The organism is Alsobacter sp. KACC 23698 (assembly GCF_045348435.1).
In the GTDB taxonomy this organism is placed as follows: domain Bacteria; phylum Pseudomonadota; class Alphaproteobacteria; order Rhizobiales; family Beijerinckiaceae; genus Alsobacter.
In genome coordinates, this window is record NZ_CP157484.1 from 4,174,252 (window position 1) to 4,200,546 (window position 26,295).

9 protein-coding genes are annotated in these 26,295 nt (G+C 70.5%); 8 read left to right on the plus strand and 1 reads right to left on the minus strand.

What is annotated here, in order from left to right; translation table 11 throughout:
- The first annotated feature begins 58 nt into the window (after window positions 1-58).
- From ABEG18_RS19945 to ABEG18_RS19980, 8 genes are read left to right on the plus strand one after another with little or no spacing between them, the layout of a single operon-like run.
- Complete coding sequence (locus ABEG18_RS19945) at window positions 59-805, plus strand: phosphoadenylyl-sulfate reductase (RefSeq protein WP_406854788.1); 747 nt, start codon at window positions 59-61, stop codon at window positions 803-805.
- A complete protein-coding gene (gene cysD, locus ABEG18_RS19950) occupies window positions 802-1,704 on the plus strand; it encodes a sulfate adenylyltransferase subunit CysD (protein WP_406854789.1) in 903 nt (300 codons plus the stop codon). The genes ABEG18_RS19945 and cysD overlap by 4 nt, the downstream gene beginning before the upstream one ends.
- The gene (gene cysN, locus ABEG18_RS19955; protein ID WP_406854790.1) at window positions 1,704-3,326 is read left to right on the plus strand and encodes a sulfate adenylyltransferase subunit CysN; all 1,623 of its coding nucleotides are present in this window, start codon (window positions 1,704-1,706) and stop codon (window positions 3,324-3,326) included. The genes cysD and cysN overlap by 1 nt, the downstream gene beginning before the upstream one ends.
- A 26-nt stretch (window positions 3,327-3,352) precedes the next feature.
- Window positions 3,353-4,390: a sulfate ABC transporter substrate-binding protein gene (locus tag ABEG18_RS19960; RefSeq protein WP_406854791.1), complete on the plus strand. Its 1,038-nt coding sequence runs from the start codon at window positions 3,353-3,355 to the stop codon at window positions 4,388-4,390.
- Entirely contained in the window at window positions 4,387-5,241 is an 855-nt protein-coding gene (gene cysT, locus ABEG18_RS19965; protein WP_406854792.1) for a sulfate ABC transporter permease subunit CysT, read from the plus strand. The genes ABEG18_RS19960 and cysT overlap by 4 nt, the downstream gene beginning before the upstream one ends.
- Window positions 5,234-6,112: a sulfate ABC transporter permease subunit CysW gene (gene cysW / locus ABEG18_RS19970; RefSeq protein ID WP_406854793.1), complete on the plus strand. Its 879-nt coding sequence runs from the start codon at window positions 5,234-5,236 to the stop codon at window positions 6,110-6,112. The genes cysT and cysW overlap by 8 nt, the downstream gene beginning before the upstream one ends.
- Window positions 6,113-6,132: 20 nt before the next feature.
- A complete protein-coding gene (locus ABEG18_RS19975) occupies window positions 6,133-7,176 on the plus strand; it encodes a sulfate/molybdate ABC transporter ATP-binding protein (protein WP_406858657.1) in 1,044 nt (347 codons plus the stop codon).
- A gap of 27 nt (window positions 7,177-7,203) precedes the next feature.
- Window positions 7,204-7,476 carry a hypothetical protein gene (locus ABEG18_RS19980; protein ID WP_406854794.1) on the plus strand — a complete coding sequence of 91 codons (273 nt, stop codon included), beginning with the start codon at window positions 7,204-7,206 and terminating at the stop codon, window positions 7,474-7,476.
- Between the two features lie 40 nt (window positions 7,477-7,516).
- Here the strand turns inward: ABEG18_RS19980 and ABEG18_RS19985 are convergent, their stop codons facing one another.
- Complete coding sequence (locus tag ABEG18_RS19985; RefSeq protein ID WP_406854795.1) at window positions 7,517-26,143, minus strand: DUF642 domain-containing protein; 18,627 nt, start codon at window positions 26,141-26,143, stop codon at window positions 7,517-7,519.
- Window positions 26,144-26,295 lie beyond the last annotated feature (152 nt).

Here is a 26,295-nt window from a genome sequence, read left to right on the forward strand (position 1 = left end):
ATTCTAAGGTTCATTGCTTCTCCTGTCCCGCTTCGGGGCGCAGCGCCTTGTGACCCCGATGGATGCTCAAACCCTTTCGCAAACGCTCAGCGGCCTCGACCTCGTGGGCCGCCTAGCCGCTCTGTCCAGGCTGGTCTCTGGCCGGCTGACCTTTACGACGAGCTTCGGCCTGGAGGACCAGGCGATTCTCCACGCCATCGCGGAATCCAACGCCCGCGTGACGGTGGCGACGCTCGACACCGGCCGTCTCTTCCAGGAGACCTACGAGGTCTGGGCCGCCTCGCAGGCGCGCTACGGCGTCGCGATCGCCGCCTTCGCGCCCCGGACGGAGGACGTCGAGGCGCTGGTCGCGGCCCAGGGCCCCCAGGGCTTCCGCGCTTCCGTCGAGGCCCGCAAGGCCTGCTGCGGCGTCCGCAAGGTGGAGCCCCTGCGCCGCGCCCTGGCCGGCGCCTCGGGGTGGATCACCGGTCTCAGGGCCGAGCAGTCGGCCCACCGCGCCGCGACGCCGCTCGCCGAAGTCGACGCGGCCTTCGGGCTCTTGAAGATCAACCCGCTGGCCGACTGGACCCGCCGCGAGGTGGCGGACTACGTCGCCGCGCGCGGCGCGCCCTACAACGCGCTGCATGATCGCGGCTATCCGTCCATCGGCTGCGCGCCCTGCACCCGCGCGGTCGCGCCGGGCGAGCCGGAGCGCGCGGGCCGCTGGTGGTGGGAGGACGAGGCCCGCAAGGAGTGCGGCCTTCACGTCGCCGCGGACGGCCGGCTGGTCCGCTCGGCCGCGCCGGTCGCGGAGGCGGCGCGATGACCCAGCTCACCCATCTGCAGAAGCTCGAGGCGGAGTCGATCCACATCCTGCGCGAGACGGTCGCCAGCTGCGACAATCCCGTGCTGCTCTACTCCATCGGCAAGGACTCCGCGGTCCTGCTGCACCTGGCCCTGAAGGCCTTCTATCCGGGCCGCCTGCCCTTCCCGGCGCTGCATGTGGACACCACCTGGAAGTTTCGCGAGATGATCGACTTCCGGGACCGGCGCGCGAAGGAGCTCGGCCTGGACCTCATCGTCCACGTCAACCAGGAAGGCCTGCGCGCCGGCGTGAACCCGTTCGACTCCGGCTCGCGCGTCCACACCGACGTGATGAAGACGCAGGGCCTGCGGCAGGCGCTCGACAAGCACGGCTTCGACGCCGCCATCGGCGGGGCCCGCCGCGACGAGGAGAAGTCGCGCGCCAAGGAGCGGGTCTTCTCCCTCCGCAGCGCCGAGCATCGCTGGGATCCGAAGGCCCAGCGGCCGGAGCCCTGGCGGCTCCACAACACGCGCAAGCGCCCCGGCGAGAGCTTCCGGGTGTTCCCGCTGTCCAACTGGACCGAGGCCGACGTGTGGGACTACGTCGCGCGCGAGGCCATTCCGGTCGTGCCTCTCTATTTCGCCGCGCCGCGGCCGGTGGTTCTGCGCGACGACGCCTGGATCATGCGCGACGACGACCGCATGGCGCTGCGGCCGGGCGAGGTCGTCGAGACCCGCATGGTCCGCTTCCGGACGCTCGGCTGCTACCCGCTGACCGGCGCGGTCGAGAGCTCCGCCGCCACCCTGCCCGAAATCATCGCCGAGATGCGCGGCTCGCGGACCTCCGAGCGGCAGGGCCGCGTCATCGACCACGACGGGTCGGGCTCCATGGAGCAGAAGAAGCAGGAAGGCTATTTCTGATGCGCGCCGCCGCGGCCAGGGCCGCACCCCTTCCGATCGCCGCCGCCGAGCCGCAGAGCGCCCGCGGCCTCCTTCGCTTCATCACCTGCGGCTCCGTCGACGACGGCAAGTCGACCCTCATCGGCCGGCTGCTCTACGATTCACGCCAGGTCCACGAGGACCAGCTCGAGGCCCTGGGCCGCGACAGCCGCCGCTTCGGCACGCAGGGCGAGAAGCTCGACCTGGCGCTGCTCGTGGACGGGCTCTCGGCCGAGCGCGAGCAGGGCATCACTATCGACGTCGCCTACCGGTACTTCGCCACGCCGCGCCGCACCTTCATCGTCGCCGACACGCCCGGGCACGAGCAGTACACCCGCAACATGGCGACGGGCGCGTCCACGGCCGACTGCGCCATCGTCCTCGTCGACGCCCGCAAGGGCGTGCTGCCCCAAACCCGGCGGCACTCGTTCATCGTGTCCATGCTCGGCGTCCGCCAGGTGATCCTGGCCGTGAACAAGATGGACCTCGTCGGCTATGACCAGGCGGTCTTCGACGCCATCGTGACCGACTACCGGGCGCTCGCGGCCGGCCTCGGCTTCGAAGGCGTCGCCGCCGTGCCCCTCTCGGCGCTGGAGGGCGACAACGTCGCGACGCGTTCCTCCGCCATGCCGTGGCATGCGGGGCCGAGCCTCCTGGAGACGCTGGAGACCGTCGACGCAGCCACCTCCGCGGCGCCCCAGGCGCGGTTCAGGTTTCCGGTGCAGTGGGTGAACCGCCCCAATCTCGATTTCCGCGGCTTCGCCGGGACGATCTCGGGCGGCTCGGTCGCCCCTGGCGACGCGGTCGCGGTGCTGCCCGGCGGCAGGCGCTCGCGCGTGGCCCGCATCGTCACGCAGGACGGCGACCTGCCGGAGGCCGTGGCGGGCCAGGCCGTCACCCTGACGCTCGCCGACGAGATCGACGTCTCGCGCGGCGACGTGCTGGTCAGCGTCGACGAGAGCCTGTCGGCCCGCAAGGCCTTCGCGGCGCGGGTTCTCTGGATGGCCGAGCGCCCCCTGCGGCCCGTCGAGGAGCTGCAGCTGCGCCTCGCCGCCGCGACGGCGACGGCCCGCGTCACCGTCCTGGGCGTCACCGACATCCACACCTTCCGGAGCGAGCCGGCCCAAACGCTGGCGCTGAACGCCATCGGCCTGACCACCATTGCGCTGGACCGCCCCGTCGTCCTGGCCGACTACCGGGACGACCGCGAGCTTGGCGCCTTCATCCTGGTTGATAAGGTGACGGGCGACACCGTCGCGCTCGGACTGGTGGATTTCCGCGCGTCCGCGTTGGCGCAGGTTTCGGCCGAGGGCGCGGCGTCGGAGCCGAACGCCCGGTCGGTCTGGGCGGTGCGCCTGGCCGGCCGCGTCGCCCGACATCGCGCGCGGTTCATCGAAGAGGCGAGCTGGCGCATCTTGGGCGCCCTCGCGATCGGAACGCTGGCCCAGGCGATGCTGGGCGACTGGCGCATCACGGCCGCGGCCGCGCTCGCCGAGGGCGTGGCGCGCCCCATCCTTCGTGGGGTTCACCAGGCGGCCTGGAGGGCCTCCGAGCAGCGACGCCTCGCCCGCGCCCAGCTCGACGCCGAGGGCAGCGGCATTTGATCGACGAACGACATCGGAGGACCGGCATGACCCGCAAGCGACTTCGACGAGCCATCGACCACGGCCTCGCCCTGCTGGCGCTGGCGTTCTGCCTGGCCGTCGCGGCCGGCGCGCGCGCCCAGACGATCGAACTCCTGAACGTGTCCTACGACCCGACCCGGGAACTCTACCGCGCCATCAACGCCGCCTTCGCCCAGGAGTACAAGGCCAAGACCGGCCGCGCGATCACGATCCGCCAGTCCCATGGCGGATCGGGCGCCCAGGCCCGCACCGTGATCGACGGCCTCAACGCCGACGTGGTCACGCTCGCGCTGGGCGGCGACATCGACGCCATCGCCGAGCGCACGAAGAAGATCCCGGCGGACTGGCAGAAGCGCCTGCCCAACAACGCCTCGCCCTACACGTCGACCATCGTGTTCCTGGTCCGCAAGGGAAATCCGAAGGGGATCAAGGACTGGGGCGACCTCGCCCGTCCGGGCCTGGGCGTCGTCACCCCGAACCCGAAGACCAGCGGCGGCGCCCGCTGGAACTACCTGGCCGCCTGGGCCTGGGCGAAAGCCGCCTATGGGGGCGACGAGACGAAGATCCGCGAGTACATTGCCGCGCTGTTCGCGAACGTCTCGGTGCTGGACACCGGCGCGCGCGGGGCCACGACCACCTTCGCGCAGCGCGGGATCGGCGACGTGCTGCTCGCCTGGGAGAACGAGGCCTATCTCGCCGGACAGGAATTCGGCATGGACAAGTTCGAGATCGTGACGCCCTCGTTGTCGATCCTGGCGGAGCCGCCGGTCGCCGTGGTGGAAGGCAACGCCGGCCCCAAGGGCGTGCTCGAGGCGGCGCAGGCCTATCTCGCATTCCTCTATAGCCCGCAGGCGCAGGCGATCATCGCCAAGCACCACTACCGGCCCGTGAGGCCGGAAGCCGCCGATCCCAAGGACCTCGCCCAGTTCAAGCCGGTCCAGCTCGTCACCATCGACAAGGACTTCGGAGGGTGGGCCAAGGCCCAGCCGGAGCACTTCGGCGACGGCGGGACCTTCGACCAGCTCTACAAGCCCAAGCGATGATCACGCAGGCGCGGACAGCGGCGCGCTGGCGCCAGCCCAGCATCCTTCCAGGCTTCGGGCTTGCGCTGGGCGTCACATTGGCCGCGCTGTCCCTCATCGTGCTGATCCCGCTCGCCGGCCTGGTCCTCAAGGCGGCGAGCATCGGGCCCGCCGAATTCGTCGCGATCGCCCGGTCGGAGCGGACCATCGCGGCCCTGCGCCTGTCCTTCGGGGCCGCGTTCCTGGCTGCGCTCGTCAACGGGATCTTCGGCCTGCTCATCGCCTGGGTCCTGGTGCGCTACCGCTTTCCCGGCCGGCGCATCGTGGACGCCGCCGTGGACCTGCCCTTCGCGATGCCGACGGCCGTCGCCGGGATCGCGCTGGCGTCCGTCTACGCGCCGAACGGCTGGGTGGGCGCGCCGCTGGACGCGCTCGGCCTCAAGGTCGCCTACACGCCCGTGGGCGTCGCGGTCGCGCTGGTCTTCATCGGCCTGCCCTTCGTGGTGCGCACGGTGCAGCCGGTGCTGGAGGAGATCGAGCCGGAGGTGGAGGAGGCGGCGGCGTTGCTCGGGGCGGACCGCGCCAGGGTCGTGGCGACCGTGATCCTGCCCGCCGTCATGCCCGCTTTGCTCACCGGCTTCCTGCTCGCCTTCGCGCGGGCCGTGGGCGAGTACGGCTCGGTCATCTTCATCGCCGGCAACGTGCCGCTCGTCTCCGAAATCGCGCCCCTGCTGATCGTGATCCGCCTCGAGCAGTTCGACTACGCCGGCGCGGCCGTCGTCGGCGTGCTGATGCTGACGGCCTCCTTCATGCTCATCCTGCTCCTCAATCTGCTGCATGGCGGCATGCGCCGGAGGCTCGGCCATGGTTGATGTGGCCGCCCCCCGGCCGGTGCGGCGCGGCCGCCCGGCCCTGCGCAACGAGGGCGCGCTGGTGCGCGGCGCGCTGATCGCCGTTGCGCTGATTTTCCTCGCCTTCGTGCTGGGCCTGCCGCTCCTGTCCGTCTTCGTCGAGGCGTTCCGCAAGGGCTGGGCCATCTACCTGGAGGCGCTGGCCGAGCCGGACGCGCTCGCCGCCGTGCGGTTGACGCTGCTGGTGGCCGCGATCGCGGTGCCGTTCAACGTCGTCTTCGGGCTTTGCGCCGCCTGGGCCATCGCCAAGTTCGAGTTCCGCGGCAAGGCGCTGCTCACCAGCCTCATCGACCTGCCCTTCTCGGTCTCGCCGGTGATCTCGGGCCTCGTCTACGTGCTGCTCTTCGGCGCGCAGGGCGCCTTCGGGCCATGGCTGAAGGCCCATGGCGTCGAGATCATCTTCGCCACGCCCGGGATCGTGCTGGCGACGGTGTTCGTCACCTTCCCGTTCGTCGCCCGCGAGGTGCTGCCGCTCATGCAGTCGCAGGGCAACGCCGACGAGGAAGCGGCCCTGACGCTGGGCGCCTCGGGCTGGCGCGCCTTCTGGACCATCACGTTGCCGAACGTGAAGTGGGGGGTGCTCTACGGCGTCCTGCTCTGCAACGCCCGCGCCATGGGCGAATTCGGCGCCGTCTCGGTGGTGTCGGGCCGTATCCGCGGCCTCACCACCACGATGCCGCTGCATGTCGAGATCCTCTACAACGAATACAACACGGTCGCGGCCTTCGCCGTCGCGTCGCTGCTGGCGCTGCTGGCCCTTGTCACCCTCGTTCTGAAAACCATTCTCGAATGGCGCTACGCCGACCGGCCGTCCGGCGGCGTCTCGCATTGATCGGAGATCGTCCCATGTCCGTGGCCGTCAGGATCGAGGGCGTGAGCAAGTTTTTTGGGCCCTTCGCGGCGCTGCGGGGGGTGTCGCTGGACGTCGCTCCGGCCGAGCTCGTGGCCCTGCTGGGCCCCTCCGGCTCGGGCAAGACCACGTTGCTGCGCGTCATCGCGGGGCTCGAGGAGCCCGACGGCGGGAAGGTCGTCTTCGACGACGTCGAGGCCCAGCACCTGTCCCTGCGCGACCGGCGCATCGGCTTCGTGTTCCAGCATTACGCCCTGTTCCGGCACATGACCGTGGCCGACAACATCGCCTACGGCCTGAGGGCGCGGCCCCGGCGCGAGCGGCCGCCCTCCGACGAGATCCGCCGCCGCGTCGGCCAGCTTCTCGACCTCGTCCAGCTCGTCGGGCTCGAGGCGCGTTTCCCGGGGCAGCTCTCGGGCGGGCAGCGCCAGCGCGTGGCCCTCGCGCGGGCGCTCGCGATCGAGCCGCGCGTGCTGCTGCTGGACGAGCCCTTCGGCGCCCTGGACGCCCGCGTCCGCAAGGACCTGCGGCAATGGCTGCGCGACGTGCACCGCCGCACGGGGCATACGACCCTCTTCGTCACCCATGACCAGGACGAGGCCCTCGAGCTCGCCGACAGGGTCGCGGTCCTGAACGACGGCCATATCGAGCAGGTCGGCGCGCCGGACGACGTCTATGACAAGCCCGCCACGGCTTTCGTCTGCGGCTTTCTGGGCGAGAGCAATCGGCTCGACGTGGAGATTGCGGGCGGGCAGGCTTTCCTGCAGGACCGGCCGATCTTCGCCGCCGCGCATCACAACGGGCGCGGCGCCGGCAAGCTCTTCGTCAGGCCGCAGGACATTCGCATCGAGCCGCCGCATGGGCACGGCATCGCCGGCGTGGTGGCCGCCGTGCGCCGCCACGGCGCGATCCGCAGGGCCGAGGTCGCGGTCACGGGCCTGGCCAGGCGGATGGAGGTGGACCTGCCGAGCGCGATCGCGCCGGCGGTCGGCGAGACAGTCGGGCTCAAGATCGTGAAGGGCTACGCCTTCGCCCGGACCGACTAATTACGAATTGTTTGGACATTGACTTTGATGAGAGTCAAAGCCGGTTTAGACTATCTCGTCTATCTCGAGACAGTCGAACCGGGGACTCCGATGGGCACAGATCGATTGACCAAAGTGGTGGCCGAGGTCATTGCGAACTGCATCCCGGACGCCTTCGCCCAGCCCGCGACATCAAGACTGGCGCGTGTGCGTTTTGACCTGGACGGGGATTTCTCGTCCCGCGAGCGCGCCGCTTTTTTGAGCCTCGCCGACGAGATCCTGGCCGTCCTGGCGGAGACCCGGGAGCGGAACGAGCCCTGACGGACCAGGCCCGGGTCGCGCCGCTCCCGCGTGGCCGTTCTCAGGCCGCGATCACCGTCAGATGGGCCAGCAATGTCGTATGGGCGTCATCGGCGCTGATGTCGTAATGGGTTCCGCCCGCATCCGTCGTCGTCGTGTAGCGCGACGCGGCGTCCGCCACCGTCACCGTGTCGTTCCCGGAGGCCGAGGTCTGCAGCGTCAGGCTCTTGGCGGCGTCCGTCATCGCGGCGGCCTGTGCGCCGCTGACCGACACCGTGGCGCTGACGCCCGCGGCCCGGAAATCGATGACCTCGACATTGGTGAGCGCCGCCGCGAGATCCGCGCTGGCGAAGGACGAGCCCGAATTGGCCGCGACCGCCACCGTATCTGTCCCGGTCCCGCCATCGACGCGCGCCGCCAGGGTCAGCGAACTGCCGTCGATGGTGAAGGCGTCATTGCCGCCGCCGCCCGCAAGCGTGTCGGCGCCCCCGCCGCCCACGATGGTGTCGGCGCCCGCGCCGCCGGTCAGCGCATTGGCTGACGTGTTGCCGGTCAGCGCATTGGCCCCGGTGGCCGAACCGATCACGTTTTCGATCCCCGACAGCACGTCCCCGGCCTCGTGGCCTGATCCTCCCGGATTCTGGGCGCCCGCCACCGTGAGGTCGACGGTGACGCCGACGGTGGAAGCCGCATAGTGAGCCGTATCGGTTCCGGCTCCGCCGGTGAGCGTATCGGCTCCTCCGCCGCCGATCAGGGTGTCGTTGCCCGACCCGCCGACGAGCCTGTTAGCGCCGCTGTCGCCCGTCAGGCTGACCGCGACCGTGAGCGCGCTGGCGTCCACGGACTCAAAGCCGGTCACCACCACGGAGTCGCCGATCGTCTGGTCGGCCACGCTCGACAGGTCGACCGTCACGCCGGACAGCAGCACGAGCGTGTCGTGCCCGGCCCCGCCCGTGATGGAGGTCTCCGTGCCGCGGTAGAAGATCCAGTCGTTGCCCGTGCCGCCAAAGAGCGTGTCGGAGCCCCCGCCGCCATCGAGGGTGTCGCCGGCCGCGCCGGCGGTGATCAGGTTGGCGCTCGAAGTTCCGGTGAGCGCGTTCGCGGCGGTGGCCGAGCCGGTCACGTTCTCGATGCCGGACAGGATGTCGCCCGCCGCGTCGCCGCCCGACTGCGAGGTCGCCAGCGACAGGTTCACCGTGACCCCCACGGTCGATGCGGAGTAGTCGGCCAAATCCGTCCCCGCGCCGCCCGCCAGCGTATCGGCGCCGGCTCCGCCCGCCAGCGTATCGGCTCCGGATCCGCCGACGAGCGAATTCGCGCCCGTGTCGCCCGTCAGCCTGTTGGCTCCCGTGAGGGACCCGGTGACGTTCTCGAAGCCCGAGAGCACGTCGCCGGCCGCAAGGCCGCCGGACTGGGCGGTCGATAAAGCGAGGTTGACGGTGACGCCCGCAGTCGAACCCGAATAGTCCACCGTGTCGACGCCGGCGCCGCCGCTCATCGTGTCCGCGGCGGCTCCGCCGGTGATCACGTTGGCGTTGGAATCGCCGGTCAGGACGTTGGAGGCCGTTCTGGAGCCTATCAGGTTCTCGAACCCGGAGAGCACGTCGCCGGCCGCGTCGCCTCCTGACTGCGAGGTTGACAGGGCCAGGTTGACCGTGACCCCTGCCGTGGAGCCCGAATAATCGACCGTATCGGTTCCTGCCCCGCCGTTCAGAGTGTCCGCCACGGCGCCCCCGGTGATCACGTTGGTGTTGGAGTCGCCGGTCAGGACGTTGGAGTCGGTCCTGGAGCCCACGACGTTCTCGATGCCGGACAGGGTGTCGCCCGCCGCGTCGCCCCCCGACTGCGAGGTGGCGAGGCTGAGATTGACGGTGACCCCGTTCGTGGAGCTCGAGTAGTCGACCGTGTCGACGTCTGCGCCTCCAACGAGGCTGTCCGCGCCGGCTCCGCCGACGAGCGTGTCGGCGCCGGCGCCGCCCGTGAGCGTGTCGGCCTGCGAGCCGCCCGTGAGGACGTTGGCGATGGCGTCGCCGGTGAGCACGTTGGATTGCGCGCTGGCGCCCGTGACGTTCTCGATTCCGTTCAGGACGTCGCCGGCCGCGTCGCCGCCGCTCTGGCTGGTGGCGAGCGTGAGGTCGAGGGTGACGCCCGTGGTCGACGACGCGTAGCTGGCGAGGTCGGTCCCGCCCCCGCCGATCAGCAGGTCCGCGCCCGCGCCGCCGATGAGCGTGTCGGCGCCCGCGCCGCCGATGAGCGTGTCCAGGCCCGCGCCGCCGTCGAGCTGGTTGTTGGCCGTGTCGTCGATGACGCGCACGTTGTCGACATAGAGATCTGTGACGGCTCCACCGGCTGCAGTCTGGGCGAACAAAACGCTGGAAGTCGTGCTGGTGGCCGTAAACGTGATCACGTTGGTGGCGAAGCCCGAGGTTGGGGCATTGATCGCATAGGCCTGGCCGCCGACCGTCACGGTTCCGGCGTTGGTTCCAGGGTCCATGGCGTCAAACACGAGCGTGTAGGTCTGGCCGATTACGGTCGTCAGGTTCTGCGCGACGCCGTTGCTCTGGTTTGCCGTAGTGCCGCCGATCGCGAGGGATTGGGAGCCTTCGCTGGACGAGCCGGCGACCTGGTTCGAATTGCCCCAGGGTGCGTACCATTGTCCGCCAAGAACGTTGGTGCCGCCGGTTCCGCCGGCCTCGAACCCGCCATTCGACACGATGTTGCGGCCAGCGTAGAGCGTGTCGTTGCCGCCCGCGCCGGACAGCGTGTCGGCGCCCGCGCCGCCGATCAGCATGTTGGCGCTGCCGTCGCCCGTCAGCGCGTTGGCGCCGGTGGCCGAGCCAGTGACGTGGGTCATGCCGGTGACGACGTCGCCCTGCGCCTCGCCGCCGGAATACGCCCCGGCGGTGAGGTTCACGGTGACGCCGCCCGCCGACCGCGAGTAGTCGATCGTGTCGACGCCGCCACCACCCGCGATGGTGTCGGCCGCGAGGCCGCCCGCGAAGACGTTGTTCGTCGCCGTGCCGGTCAGCACGTTGCCGCCAACCGCCGCGCCGAAAACGCCCTCGATGGTGTTGAGGATGTCGCCCTGGGCGTCGCCGCCCGATTGCGAGGTGGCGAGGCTCAGGTTCACCGTCACGGCGCTGGCCGAGGTGCGATAGTCCGCCACGTCCAGATCCGCGCCGCCGATGAGCGAATCCGCGCCGCCGCCGCCGATCAGCGTGTCCGCGCCGGCCGCGCCGTCCAGGGTGTCGTTGGACGCTCCGCCGGTGATGACGTTGTCGCTCGCGTTTCCGGTGCCGCCGAAGGCTCCAGCGCCGACGGAGATCAGGTTTTCGATGTTCGCCGCGAGGCTCCAGATGCTCCGTAACGAAGAGACCGTATCGATGCCTTCCCCGGCGTTCTCGGTCGTCACTGCGGTGACTGTAAGGGTGATGTAGCTGTCGTTGCCGGTTCCGCCCACCATCCAGCCGCCGAGGCCTCCCGGCCGCATGCTGGTGTCGAGCACGTCGTCGCCGGCGCCGCCGACGAGGCTTTCCAGGGAGGTTCCGGTCGAACCCAGGATCGTGTCGTTGAAGCTGGAGCCCACCACGGTGGTGATGCCCGAGAGGATGTCGCCCTGGGCGTCGCCGCCCGATTGCGCGGTCGACAGGCCGAGATTCACGCTGACGGCGGCCGACGAGCCTAAGTAGCTCGCCGTGTCGGAGCCGCCGCCGCCTGTGATCCGGTCCGCGCCCGCGCCGCCGATGATGACGTCGTTGCCGAGGCCGCCGTCGATGGTGTCGGCGAACGAGCCGCCCACGATGTTGTCGTTGCCGCCGTCGCCGTTCAAAACATTGCCGGCCGTATCTTCGAAGATGTGAACGGCGTCCACGGCCACGTCGGACACGTTCGACGCCGATGGGCCGAGGGTGTGCGCAAACGAAAGCAGGGTCGAGGTGCTGCTTGCAACGAAAGTGATGGCGTACGTCGTGAAAACGTTGCTGGGCGCGTAGGTGACGCTCTGCCCGCCCACGTCGACCCTGACCAGGTCGGGGGTGTAGCTTGCGGACATGCGCAAATCGAAAGTCAACGTATAGGCTTGGCCGAGAACCGTGGTCAGCGTTTGCGAGAGGACGTTGCCATAGCCGATGTCCGTGGCGCTTCCGTTGCCGTCCAGCAGGTAGCCCTGGTTTCCCTCGGTGCTCGCGAAACCCGGGTTGTTCGCCTGGCCGCCGAAGGCGTTGCCTGAAATGGTCCAGCCCGGTGCCACGCCGTTTCCTGCGCCGCCGATCTCAAAGCTTCCGTTCACCACGAGATCGCGGCCGCCGAAGATGCGGTCGTCGCCGCTGCCGCCCGAGATCGTATCCGCTCCGAGCCCGCCCACGAGGGTGTCCGCGGCGAAGCCGCCCGTCAGTGCGTTCGCCGCCCCGCTGCCGGTGAGAAGGTTGGATGCCGTCGACGAGCCCAAGACGTGGGTGATCCCTGACAGCACGTCCCCGGCGGCCTCGCCTCCGGCCTGCGAGGTCGCGACGTTCAGGTCCACGGTGACGCCCGCGGCCGAGGCGGAGTAATTGACCATATCGGCGCCGCCATTGCCCACGATCGTATCGGCGCCCGCGCCGCCATAGAAAGTGTCGGCGCCGGCGCCGCCGGTCATGGCGTTCGCGCCGCTCGTGCCTGACAGCACGTTGGCGCCCGTCGCCGAGCCGCGCACGTTCTCGATGCTGGACAGGATGTCGCCGGCCGCGTCGCCGCCGCTCTGGCTGGTGGCGAGGCTGAGGTCGACGGTGACGCCCGCGGTGGACGTGGCGTAGTCCGCCAGGTCCGTCCCGCCGCCGCCGTTCAGCGTGTCCGCGCCGGCGCCGCCGATCAGCGTGTCGTTGGCGTTGCCGCCCGTCAACACGTTGTCGGCGCTGTTGCCCGTCAACACGTTCTGGCTGACCGAGTTGCCGATGACGTTCTCGATCGAGACCAGCACGTCGCCGTCGCTGGCCGACTGTGCGGTCAGATCGACCGTGAGTGGCGTCGTCAAGCCGGAGATCGCCACCACATTGTCGATGGTGCCGGTAAAGGAAGCCGTGCTGGCTTCGATCGCCAACGTCGTCCCGATCGCCACGAATGTGGCCGTGACCGTGCCCGAGGCGCCAAGCGCGCCCGACGTATAGACGACGTTAGTGTTGTTGACCGTGCCGTTAGTGATCCTGAGGTACAAGCCGGTCGTCATCGTGTAATCGAACGAGACGGTGTAGGTCTGGCCGATGGTCAGAACGTTGCTCGCGTAAACGACCGGCGACGCATTCGTCGCTGTTACGACCCCCGAGCCGATGATGACGCCGCTGTTCGTCGTCCAGCCCGACCCGGAGTCGAAGGTCCCGTTCGTCAAGACGTTGGCGTTGTAGTTCGCCGTATCGGTTCCGCCGCCGCCGATGAGCGTATCGCCGCCCGCGCCTCCGGTCAGCGTATCGTTGCCCGAGCCGCCCGTGAGCGCGTTGGCCCCGCCGTCACCCGCGAGCTTGTTGGCGACATTGGCCGCGCCGACGACGTTCTCGATCCCATTCAGCACGTCGCCGGCCGCGTCCCCGCCCGCCTGCGTGGCCGTCGACATGAGATCGACCGTGACGCCCTGCGTGGAAAGCGCATAATCCACGGTGTCGCTTCCGGCGCCGCCGAACATCGTGTCGTTGCCGGCGCCGCCCACGAAGGTGTCGTTGCCGGTTTCGCCCCGTATCCAGTCGTTGCCCGCGCCGCCGTCGAGCAGGTCGGCGCCGCCGCCGCCCATCACGCTGTCGTCGCCGGCGCCGCCGATCAGCGTGTCCCCGGCCGAGCTGGCGGCTGTGACCTGGATGTCGTGAACGAGCACGTCGACGGAGTTGATGCCCGACTGCGTCAGCGACAGAACCGTCGAGGCGCCCGTGGCTGTGAACGTGTAGCTGTAGTTCGCGAAGGTTCCGAGACCGAGAGCGGCCGTGGTCTGGCTGAAGGTGGTGACGCCGCCCGTCGTCGCCAGCACCGCGATGGCCGATGCGCCTGTGCTGCTGACCGTGCGCGTGGCGTCGAAGCTGATCGTGTAGGTCTCGCCGATCGTCGTCGCCAGCGTCTGCGTCGCCACGCCCGCGGAAGGACCGCCGGGGCCGAAGATGTATCCCCCCGCAGTGTCGCCCCCGACGTTGCTGAGGGTCCAGCCGGTGACGCCGCTCAGGCCTGCGCCGTTCCGGGCGATGTTTTCGCCGAACAGGATGTCCGATCCGGCCCCGCCGGTGACGACGTTCGCGCCGCCCGTGCCGGTCAAGGCGTTGACCACCGTGGAGGCAGGCAGGCCGGTATAGACGCTCCAAGGGCCGGCCGTCGCCGTCGCCGCGCCGGTGACGTTCTCGATGGTGAACAGCTGGTCCCCGGCCGCGTCGCCGCCCACCTGGGACGTCGCGACGTTGAGGTCGACATAGACCGCCGTCGCCGAGGTCGAGTAGTCGGCGAGGTCCGCGCCGCCGCCGCCGATGAGCACGTCGGCGCCGCCGCCGCCGATCAGCGTGTCATTGCCCGCGCCGCCCGCCAGGGTGTCCGCCCCGGCCGCCGCGACGCCGGTGAGGTCGTCGCCGATGAGCAGGGTGTTGGCGGTCGAATCGAGCACCCGGATGGCGTCGAGGGCGACGTCGGCGGCGGAGTTCGAGTTCGTCAGATGGTTGAAGGTCAGGGCGGTCGACGTGCTGGTGGCCGTGAAGGTGACCGAGTAGGTCGTCCAGGCGGTCGACTCGGTCACGACGAGCGACTGGTTGCCCGCGTCCACCCGCACCGTGTCCACGCTGCCGGTCGTCAATTTGGTGTCGAACACCAGCGTGTAGGTCTGCCCCGCCACGGTGACGAGGTTCTGCGAGATGATGTTGCCCGCGCCGCCGCCGAAGGCGTCCATGGCGTAGCCTTGCGTGCCCTCGCTGGCGTAGGTGCTGTTCGACGTTCCGCCCGTGGCGTTGCCCGACATCGTCCAGCCGGCCGGGGCGCCCTGGGTCGCGGCGCTGTTCTGGAAGCCGCCATTCACCACGAGGTCGCGTCCGGCGAAGATGCGGTCGATGCCGCCGCCGCCGATGAGCGTGTCGGCTCCGCCGCCGCCCATGACGGTGTCCACGCCGGCGCCGCCGGTCAGCGCGTTGGCGTTGCTGTCGCCCGTCAGGACGTTAGCCACCGTGGCCGATCCCGTGACGTTCTCGACGCCGGTCAGGATGTCGCCCGCCGCGTCGCCGCCGGCCTGCGACGTCGCGAGCGTCAGGTCCACGGTGACGCCCGTAGTCGAGGCCGAGTAGTCGACGAGATCCACGCCGCCGCCGCCGATGAGCACGTCCGCGCCGGCGCCGCCGATGAGCGTGTCGTTGGCGCCGCCGCCCACCAGGGTGTCGACGCCAGCCTCGCCGTTCAGCAGGTTGCCGGCCGTGTCGTCGATGATGTGGACGTTGTCGAGCGCGATGTCGCCGGCGCCGCTGGTGTGCGAGAAGGTGAGGGTCGAGGAGGCGCCGGTCGCCGTGAACGTCACCGAGTACACGTTGAAGACGTTGAGTACGGGAGCGAAGGTGGTTGATTGCCCCCCGGCGTTGACCAGCAGCAGGTCGCCTGCGGTGGTGTTTACGCGCGCGTCGAACACGACGGTGTAGCTCTGGCCGGCGACCGTCGCGAATGTCTGCGCGATGGAGCTGCCGGCGGCGGTTGTGCCGTTGTCAAGATAGACGCCTGCCGCGCCGTCCGAAAACCAGGTGGAACCGGTGCTGACGCCGGAGTTCGCCGTATTGCCGCTGATGGTCCATCCCGAAGCCACGGTGGCGCCAGCCCCAATCGAGCTGAGCTCGAACCCGCCGTTCACGACCAGATCCCGGCCCGCATAGACGCGGTCGTTGCCGGCGCCCGCCAAGACGGTGTCGGCGCCCAGCCCCGCCGTGATGGTGTCGTTCTGCCCGCCGCCCGTGAGCGCGTTGGCGCCGCTGTCGCCCGTCAGCGCGTTCGCGCCCGCCGAAGAGCCGATGACGGATTCCACGCCCACGATCGTGTCGCCCTGGGCGTCGCCGCCCATCTGCGCCGTGGTGGTGTTGGTCAGGTCGACGGTCACGCCCGCCGTCGAGGCGCTGTAGTCGACCGTGTCGAAGCCCGCGCCGCCGATGATGCTGTCGGCGCCCGCGCCGCTCTTCAGCAGGTCGTCGCCCAAGCCGCCGTCGAGCGTGTCGCCCAATCCGGCGAACAGCCGCACATTGTCGATGAAGGGCGACGTGACGTTGCCGCTTTGGGCCAACGTGTCCTGGATGGTGAGGACGTCCGCGCCCCCCGTGCCGGTCACGTTGACCGAGAACGTCGTCCACGCCGTGCTGGTCGCGCTGTAGCTGCCCACCAGCACGCCGTTCCAGTACACGTCGGCGCCGCCATCGGTCTGACCGTTGCGACGGGCGAGGTCCAGCATCAAGGTGTAGACTTGGCCGTTCGCCGTGCTGACGGTCTGCGAAAGGGCGTCCACGCCCGAGGTGTTGTCGAGGTCCAGGTAGCTGAATCCATCGGACGCCTGCTGACCCTGAAAAGTGTTCAGCGACTCGACCTTGCCCGCGCCGTTCCCGCCGGTCCAGCCGGTCATGGTGACGGAGCCGGCGAGGCCATATCCTGGGGCGCCCGTCTCGAAGCTGCCGTTCACCAGCAGGTTGGCGGCCGACACGGCCGTCAGCGTGTCGTTCAGATCGCCGCCCGTGATCGCGTTGACGACCGAATTTCCGGTCAGGACGTTCGCGCCGGTGCGCGAACCCGTGATGAATTCCACTCCCGACAGCACGTCGCCTTGCGCGTCGCCGCCCGTCTGGGACGTGGCGAGCCGCAGATCGACCGTCACGCCCGCGACCGAGTTCGTGTAGTCGGCGAAGTCCGCCGTTCCGGCCCCGCCGGCCAGCGTGTCCGCGCCCGCGCCGCCCACCAGCGTGTCATTGGCCGCGCCGCCCGCGAGGCTGTTGGCGCCTGCGTCTCCCGTAAGCCGGTTGGCGCCCGTCGCCGAGCCCGTCACTTGTTCGATGCCCGACAGGATGTCGCCCCCGGCGTCGCCGCCGGTCTGGGCCAGGCTGGAGGTGAGGTCGACCGTGACGCCCGCCGCGGACGTCGCGTAGTCGACGAGATCCACGCCCGCCCCGCCGGTCAGGGTGTCGGCCCCGGCGCCGCCCCGGAGCGTGTCGGCCCCGCCGCCGCCGACGAGCAGGTTGGCGCTTGCGTCGCCCGTCAGAACATTGGCGCCCGTGGTGGACCCGATGACGTTCTCGATGGAGGACAGCACGTCGCCAGCGGCGTCGCCGCCCGTCTCCGGCGTCGCCACGCTGAGATCCACGGTGACGCCGGCCGTCGAGGCCGAGTAGTCGGCGAGGTCGATTCCCCCGCCGCCATTGAGCGTATCGGCGCCCGCCCCGCCAACGAACGTGTCCGCCGCGGCGCCGCCCGTCAGGATGTTGGCGGCGCCGTCGCCGACCAGCTGGTTCGAGGCGGTCTGCGAGCCCGTCACGTTCTCGATGGCGGACAGGATGTCGCCCTGGGCGTCGCCGCCCGACTGCGACGTCGCGAGGGTGAGATTGACCGTGACGCCGGCCGCCGACGCCGAATAGTCGACGATGTCGGTCCCGGCGCCGCCGGTGAGCGTGTCGGCCCCCGCGCCGCCGATGAGCGTGTCGTTCGCCGCGCCGCCCGTCAGGACGTTCTGCCCGCCGTCGCCCACCAGCCTGTTGGCCGCGGTCGCGGATCCCACCGCGCCCTCGACGCCCGACAGGATGTCGCCGGCCGCGTCTCCGCCGGCCTGGGAGGTGGCGAGGTTCAGGTCGATCGTGACCCCGGCGCCGGACCCGGAATAGTCGGCGACGTCGGCTCCCGCCCCGCCGGTCAGCGTGTCGGCCCCGGCGCCCCCCGTCAGCGTGTCGTTCCCCGATCCGCCCGTGAGCACGTTGGAGCCGGCGTCCCCGATCAGCCGGTTGCCGGCCGTCGCGGAGCCGATGACGTTCTCGAAGCCGGACAGAACGTCGCCTTGCGCGTCGCCTCCGGACTGGTCGGTCGCAAGCCGCAGGTCGACCGTCACCCCCAGGGTGGAGCTCGCATAGTCGGCCGTGTCGACGCCGGCGCCGCCCGTCAGCGTGTCCGCGCCCGCGCCGCCCGTGACCGTGTCGTCGCCGGACCCGCCGACGAACAGGCTGCTCGCCGAGCCGCCGATCAGCCTGTTGGCCCCTGCGCTGGACCCCAGAACGCTCTCGATCCCCGACAGGACGTCGCCCGCGGCGTCGCCGCCGGCCTGGGCGAGGCTGGAGGTGAGGTCGACCGTGACGCCCGCCGCGGACGCCGAATAGTCGACCACATCCGCGCCCGCCCCGCCGGTCAGGGTGTCGGCCCCGGCGCCGCCCCTGAGCGTGTCGGCCCCGCCGCCGCCGACGAGCAGGTTGGCGCCGCCGTCGCCCGCCAGCAGGTTGTCGCCGGCGCTGGACCCGGTGACATACTCGATGGACGACAGGACGTCGCCAGCGGCGTCGCCGCCCGACTGCGAGGTCGCGACCGTCAGATCGACCGTGACGCCGGCCGTCGAGGCCGAGTAGTCGGCGAGGTCGATCCCCCCGCCGCCGTTGAGCGTGTCCGCGCCGGCTCCGCCGATCAGCGTATCGGCACCGGCGCCGCCCGTCAGGACGTTGGCGGCGCCGTCGCCCCTGAGAAGGTTCGAGGCCGTCAGCGAGCCCGTCACGTTCTCGACGCCGGACAGGATGTCGCCCTGTGCGTCGCCGCCCGACTGCGACGTCGCGAGGGTGAGGTTGACGGTGACGCCCGCCGCCGAACCGGAGTAGTCGGCGGTGTCGCTGCCGGCGCCGCCCAGGAGGGTGTCGGCGCCCGCGCCGCCCACAAGGGTGTCGTTCCCGGCCCCGCCGGTCAGCGCATTGGCGCCGGCCGTTCCGATGAGCAGGCTGGCTGCGGTCGCCGACCCGACGACGTTCTCCATCCCGGACAAGATATCCCCGGCCGCATCGCCGCCCGACTGCGCGGTCGCAACGGCCAGGTTCACGGTGACCCCGGACGTCGAAGCCGAGTAGACGGCGGTGTCGGTCCCCGTCCCGCCCACCAGCGTATCGGCGCCCGCGCCTCCGGCCAGCACGTCGTCGCCCTGGCCGCCATCGAGCGAATCGTCGCCGTCGCCGCCCTCGAGCGTGTCGAATCCGCTCTGGCCGATCAGCGTGTCATCGCCTGCGCCGCCGGAGAACGAGACGATTGCATTGGTGGCGGAGGCCAGCTCCATGCGGTTGCCCAGCGCGTTCCCGGCGCCGGTGAAAAGCGTGGTCAGGACCGTCGAGCCGGTTCCGTTCGTGCCGTTGAAGATGAGGTTTTCGACATTTGAGCCCAGCGCATACGAAAACAAGCCGGTGCTGACGGTGTCGACGCCCTCGCCCCCGTTCTCCTGCACTAGCGTGTTGGCGCGCCAGACCACATAGGTGTCGTTGCCGGATCCGCCCTGCAGCGTGTCGACGCCGCTTCCGGCGTAGGCTCCGCCATACAGCGTGTCGTTCCCGGCGCCGCCGATCAGCAGGTTGCCGGCGTCCGTTCCCATCGATTGCAGATATCCGCCCGGCGCGCCGTTGGTCTCGCCATCGGCGACGTAGAGCCGTCCGTCCGTCGCCTTCGACGGATCCTGCGCGAACTGGGCGATGTCGCTGGCCGTGAACCCGCGATTGTAGAACGAGATATTGTCCCAGGACGCGTTGGTGCTGCCGCCGATCGGGGAGTTGCCGGTGTTGACCCCGTAGGTGAAGCTCAGATTGGAGCCGATGATCCCGCCGATGGAAGTCTGTCCGACATTGACGCCATCGACATACACCGACGCGGAGAAGGGCTGAGAGGCGTCCGCCGAGGTGGTGTAGACGATCGTGTGGACCGTCGAGTCGCGGAGTTGGACCGTGTTGGTCGGGCTGGCGTTCAGCGTGAGCGAGGAGGAGATCGGCGTTCCGGAATTGAACAGCCGCAGTTCCGTGAAGCGCTGGACGTCGGCGTCGTCCTGCTGGAACTGGTAGGCCAGCGTGAAGCCCGACGAGAACGCGCCCGCCGTCACGGCCGCCGACATGCTCGTCGGCGCGCCGCCGTTCAGCCAGTAGCCATAACCGACGTCGACCGCAAACAGGGCGTCGTCGCCGTCGCCGCCGTCGAGCGTGTCGCTGCCCAGCCCGCCCACGAGCGTATCGTCGCCCATGCCGCCCGCGAGCGTGTCGGCGCCGGCCCCGCCCATCAGCTTGTCGTGGGTCGCGCCGCCCGTCAGGGCGTTGGCGGCGCCGTCGCCGACCAGCTGGTTCGAGGCGGTCTGCGAGCCCGTCACGTTCTCGATGGCGGACAGGATGTCGCCCTGGGCGTCGCCGCCCGACTGCGACGTCGTGAGGGTGAGATTGACCGTGACGCCGGCCGCCGACGCCGAATAGTCGACGATGTCGGTCCCGGCGCCGCCGGTGAGCGTGTCGGCCCCCGCGCCGCCGATGAGCGTGTCGTTCGCCACGCCGCCCGTCAGGACGTTCTGCCCGCTGTCGCCCACCAGCCTGTTCGCTGCGGTCGCGGATCCCACCGCGCCTTCGACGCCCGACAGGATGTCGCCGGCCGCGTCTCCGCCGGCCTGGGAGGTGGCGAGGTTCAGGTCGATCGTGACCCCGGCGCCGGACCCGGAATAGTCGGCGACGTCGGCTCCCGCCCCGCCGGTCAGCGTGTCGGCCCCGGCGCCCCCAGTCAGCGTGTCGTTCCCCGATCCGCCCGTGAGCACGTTGGAGCCGGCGTCCCCGATCAGCCGGTTGCCGGCCGTCGCGGAGCCGATGACGTTCTCGAAGCCGGACAGAACGTCGCCTTGCGCGTCGCCTCCGGACTGGTCGGTCGCAAGCCGCAGGTCGACCGTCACCCCCAGGGTGGAGCTTGCATAATCGGCCGTGTCGACGCCGGCGCCGCCCGTCAGCGTGTCCGCGCCCGCGCCGCCCGTGACCGTGTCGTCGCCGGACCCGCCGACGAACAGGCTGCTCGCCGAGCCGCCGATCAGCCTGTTGGCCCCTGCGCTGGACCCCAGAACGCTCTCGATCCCCGACAGGACGTCGCCCGCGGCGTCGCCGCCGGCCTGGGCGAGGCTGGAGGTGAGGTCGACCGTGACGCCCGCCGCGGACGCCGAATAGTCGACCACATCCGCGCCCGCCCCGCCGGTCAGGGTGTCGGCCCCGGCGCCGCCCCTGAGCGTGTCGTCGCCGGCGCCGCCGACCAGCCTGTTGGCGCCGCTATCGCCCGCCAGCAGGTTGTCGCCGGTGCTGGACCCGGTGACATACTCGATGGACGACAGGACATCGCCGTCGGCGTCGCCGCCCGACTGCGAGGTCGCGACCGTCAGATCGACCGTGACGCCGGCCGTCGAGGCCGAGTAGTCGGCGAGGTCGATCCCCCCGCCGCCGTTGAGCGTGTCCGCGCCGGCTCCGCCGATCAGCGTATCGGCACCGGCGCCGCCCGTCAGGACGTTGGCGGCGCCGTCGCCCCTGAGAAGGTTCGAGGCCGTCAGCGAGCCCGTCACGTTCTCGACGCCGGACAGGATGTCGCCCTGTGCGTCGCCGCCCGACTGCGACGTCGCGAGGGTGAGGTTGACGGTGACGCCCGCCGCCGAACCGGAGTAGTCGGCGGTGTCGCTGCCGGCGCCGCCCAGGAGGGTGTCGGCGCCCGCGCCGCCCACAAGGGTGTCGTTCCCGGCCCCGCCGGTCAGCGCATTGGCGCCGGCCGTTCCGATGAGCAGGCTGGCTGCGGTCGCCGACCCGACGACGTTCTCCATCCCGGACAAGATATCCCCGGCCGCATCGCCGCCCGACTGCGCGGTCGCAACGGCCAGGTTCACGGTGACCCCGGACGTCGAAGCCGAGTAGACGGCGGTGTCGGTCCCCGTCCCGCCCACCAGCGTATCGGCGCCCGCGCCTCCGGCCAGCACGTCGTCGCCCTGGCCGCCATCGAGCGAATCGTCGCCGTCGCCGCCCTCGAGCGTGTCGAATCCGCTCTGGCCGATCAGCGTGTCATCGCCTGCGCCGCCGGAGAACGAGACGATTGCATTGGTGGCGGAGGCCAGCTCCATGCGGTTGCCCAGCGCGTTCCCGGCGCCGGTGAAAAGCGTGGTCAGGACCGTCGAGCCGGTTCCGTTCGTGCCGTTGAAGATGAGGTTTTCGACATTTGAGCCCAGCGCATACGAAAACAAGCCGGTGCTGACGGTGTCGACGCCCTCGCCCCCGTTCTCCTGCACTAGCGTGTTGGCGCGCCAGACCACATAGGTGTCGTTGCCGGATCCGCCCTGCAGCGTGTCGACGCCGCTTCCGGCGTAGGCTCCGCCATACAGCGTGTCGTTCCCGGCGCCGCCGATCAGCAGGTTGCCGGCGTCCGTTCCCATCGATTGCAGATATCCGCCCGGCGCGCCGTTGGTCTCGCCATCGGCGACGTAGAGCCGTCCGTCCGTCGCCTTCGACGGATCCTGCGCGAACTGGGCGATGTCGCTGGCCGTGAACCCGCGATTGTAGAACGAGATATTGTCCCAGGACGCGTTGGTGCTGCCGCCGATCGGGGAGTTGCCGGTGTTGACCCCGTAGGTGAAGCTCAGATTGGAGCCGATGATCCCGCCGATGGAAGTCTGTCCGACATTGACGCCATCGACATACACCGACGCGGAGAAGGGCTGAGAGGCGTCCGCCGAGGTGGTGTAGACGATCGTGTGGACCGTCGAGTCGCGGAGTTGGACCGTGTTGGTCGGGCTGGCGTTCAGCGTGAGCGAGGAGGAGATCGGCGTTCCGGAATTGAACAGCCGCAGTTCCGTGAAGCGCTGGACGTCGGCGTCGTCCTGCTGGAACTGGTAGGCCAGCGTGAAGCCCGACGAGAACGCGCCCGCCGTCACGGCCGCCGACATGCTCGTCGGCGCGCCGCCGTTCAGCCAGTAGCCATAACCGACGTCGACCGCAAACAGGGCGTCGTCGCCGTCGCCGCCGTCGAGCGTGTCGCTGCCCAGCCCGCCCACGAGCGTATCGTCGCCCATGCCGCCCGCGAGCGTGTCGGCGCCGGCCCCGCCCATCAGCTTGTCGTGGGTCGCGCCGCCCGTCAGGGCGTTGGCGGCGCCGTCGCCGACCAGCTGGTTCGAGGCGGTCTGCGAGCCCGTCACGTTCTCGATGGCGGACAGGATGTCGCCCTGGGCGTCGCCGCCCGACTGCGACGTCGTGAGGGTGAGATTGACCGTGACGCCGGCCGCCGACGCCGAATAGTCGACGATGTCGGTCCCGGCGCCGCCGGTGAGCGTGTCGGCCCCCGCGCCGCCGATGAGCGTGTCGTTCGCCACGCCGCCCGTCAGGACGTTCTGCCCGCTGTCGCCCACCAGCCTGTTCGCTGCGGTCGCGGATCCCACCGCGCCTTCGACGCCCGACAGGATGTCGCCGGCCGCGTCTCCGCCGGCCTGGGAGGTGGCGAGGTTCAGGTCGATCGTGACCCCGGCGCCGGACCCGGAATAGTCGGCGACGTCGGCTCCCGCCCCGCCGGTCAGCGTGTCGGCCCCGGCGCCCCCAGTCAGCGTGTCGTTCCCCGATCCGCCCGTGAGCACGTTGGAGCCGGCGTCCCCGATCAGCCGGTTGCCGGCCGTCGCGGAGCCGATGACGTTCTCGAAGCCGGACAGAACGTCGCCTTGCGCGTCGCCTCCGGACTGGTCGGTCGCAAGCCGCAGGTCGACCGTCACCCCCAGGGTGGAGCTTGCATAATCGGCCGTGTCGACGCCGGCGCCGCCCGTCAGCGTGTCCGCGCCCGCGCCGCCCGTGACCGTGTCGTCGCCGGACCCGCCGACGAACAGGCTGCTCGCCGAGCCGCCGATCAGCCTGTTGGCCCCGACGCTGGACCCCAGAACGCTCTCGATGCCCGACAGGACGTCGCCCGCGGCGTCGCCGCCGGCCTGGGCGAGGCTGGAGGTGAGGTCGACCGTGACGCCCGCCGCGGACGCCGAATAGTCGACCACATCCGCGCCCGCCCCGCCGGTCAGGGTGTCGGCCCCGGCGCCGCCCCTGAGCGTGTCGTCGCCGGCGCCGCCGACCAGCCTGTTGGCGCCGCTATCGCCCGCCAGCAGGTTGTCGCCGGTGCTGGACCCGGTGACATACTCGATGGACGACAGGACATCGCCGTCGGCGTCGCCGCCCGACTGCGAGGTCGCGACCGTCAGATCGACCGTGACGCCGGCCGTCGAGGCCGAGTAGTCGGCGAGGTCGATCCCCCCGCCGCCGTTAAGCGTGTCCGCGCCGGCTCCGCCGATCAGCGTATCGGGCCCGCCGCCGCCGGTCAGCGCATTGTCGCCCGTCCCGCCCTTCAGCCGGTTCGCTCCCGTCGCCGACCCGATCGCGTTCTCGATCCCGCTCAGGACGTCGCCTGCGGCGTCGCCGCCCGACTGCGGCGCGGCGGAGGCGAGATCGACCGTGACTCCGGCCGCAGAGCCCGAATAGTCGACGAGGTCCGATCCGGCTCCGGCGATGAGCGTATCCGCCCCCGCGCCGCCGATCAGCGTATCGGCGCCCGCGCCGCCCGTGAGCGCGTTGGCGCTGGTCGTTCCGATGAGCAGGTTGGCTCCGGTCGCCGACCCGATGACGTTCTCGATTCCCGACAGGATATCGCCCGCCGCGTCGCCGCCCGCTTGGGCGGTCGTCAGCAGCAGGCTCACGGTGACGCCGGCGGCGGACGATGAATAGTCGGCCGTGTCGATCCCCCCGGCGCCGACGAGGGTGTCCGCCCCCGCGCCGCCGGCCAGGGTGTCGGCGCCTGCGCCGCCCGTCAGCCGGTTGGCGCCCGCGTCGCCGGTGAGCGCGCTGCCCGCGGTGGCCGAGCCGATGAGGTTTTCGAAGCCCGACAGGATGTCGCCCTGCGCGTCTCCGCCGAGTTGGGGCGTGACGACCCCGAGCGCCACCGTCACTCCGGACACCGAACCCGCATAGTTCGCGGAGTCGTTGCCGGCGCCGCCCTCCATCGTGTCGGCTCCGGCCCCGCCGGTGATCACGTTGTCGGCGCCATCGCCAGTCAGGTGGTCCGCGAGGCGCGATCCGATGACGTTCTCGAAGCCGTCCACCACGTCGTGATGCGCGAACCCGCCGCTCACCACATTGAGCGAAAGGTCCACGGTCACGCCGCTCTGCGACAGGTCGTAGGAGAGCGTGTCGGTTCCCGCGCCGCCATGCAGGGTGTCGGCGCCCGCGCCCGAGATCACCGTGTCGTCTCCCGCGCCGGCGTCGACCTCGGCCCCTGGCGGGTTCGCCCAGAGGATCAGCACGTCCTTGCCGGTCAGCGGGTCGATGAAGTGGGTGTCGGCGGCGGAATCGACGAACCGGATGCCGACGAGACGCGATGCGGTGGCGGTCTTGGTCTCTCCATTCGTATTGGAGACGCTGGATTCCGTCGTCAGGACGAACCGGGACAGAAACCCGTCCGCGTCGGGCGTCGCGCCGTCCGGCGGAAGGGCGTAGCTCAGCCAGATCGACACATGTCCCGGGTTGGTTGCATCGACCGCGAGCCCGATGCCCTGGGACCCGAGATCAATGCCGTTCTTCACCGTCACGCCCTCGGGCAGCCCGGTGATGCGGAATTGATCCAGCTTCCAGACGCCGTTTGGAACCGACAGATGCGTGTCGAGCAGGCGCGCCGAGCGGCCCAGACCCGCAACGTCGGGATCGTCGACATTGATCAGGTCGGCGTTGGCCGAACCCACGGCCGAGCGGGTCTCGGACTGGACGGCGTAGTCTGGATCCGTCTGGGACCCCGCCCCGCCGGTGCCCAGCTTCATGCGCAACCCGCCGCCCGTCAGCGTCTGAAGCTTCAGGTCCTCGAAGTTGAGGAGGCTGACGTCGAGAGTCGCCGTCAGGGGCTGCGGCGCGCCGGCGCCCTGGTCGGGATCCGTGCCGGGCTTTGTCGGGGGCGTCGGCGTGGTCGGGGGAGTGGGCGTCGGCGGCGTGGGCGGCGTCTGGACCGGAGGGGAATTCGGTTTTTCGACTGGAGGCGGGACCGGCACGGGGTCCGCGACGTGGGTCACGGGATCCGGGAGGGTCGCAGCCTTGCTCTTGGCGGCCGTAGCCGACCCGACGGTGACCAGCTTGATCAGCGGGGCCTCCGGTCCCTCCGTCACAGAAGTGGACCGGCGTTCCTCGACCTGGACCGGCTTGGCCTCTTCCTCGGCGGGCTTCGACGGCGCGATGCGGACCATCGGGGCGGGGGCCACGTCCGGCCCGACGCCTTCGGTCACCTGCGCGAGCTTGCGGGACTGAAGCGGATCATCGTCCTTGGCGGCCGCCCCCGCCGAGTTGGGGCCGCTGGACGCGGTGAGGACGTTCTGCTCGGGAGCCAGATGGATCTCGGACACACGGCTGATCAGCGCCTGCGGGGCGATCTCCACGCCCGCGAACTTCACCGTGACGGGCTGCGGCCCCACCGCGTTCAGGCCCAGGGCGGGCAGGATGATCTTGGCGCCGTCTGGGAAGGTCAGGACGATGTCGACGTCGAGGACGACGACGGTGACGTCCTTCAGGTCAAACGCGAACTGGACCGAGGTGGCGCGCTCGATGTCGGCGACGACGAGCGTCCCGGCCGGCGGCTTCGCGATCCGCGCCTCCCCGGCCTGCCCGACGGGCGCCGAAGCGGCTGCCGCCACCCGTTCCTGCTCAACCGAAGTCCCGACGGGGCGGTCCGACATCGACACAACTCCAGTACGAAAAAAATAGAAACGCACTTATAACGATCATGAACTAACGATTGGTAAGGCAAAACGAAACAGATTCGATGATGGTCCGATGAGAACGAGCCCGGTCACCACAACCCTCTGGGACAGCATTTTGTTAACGCAAA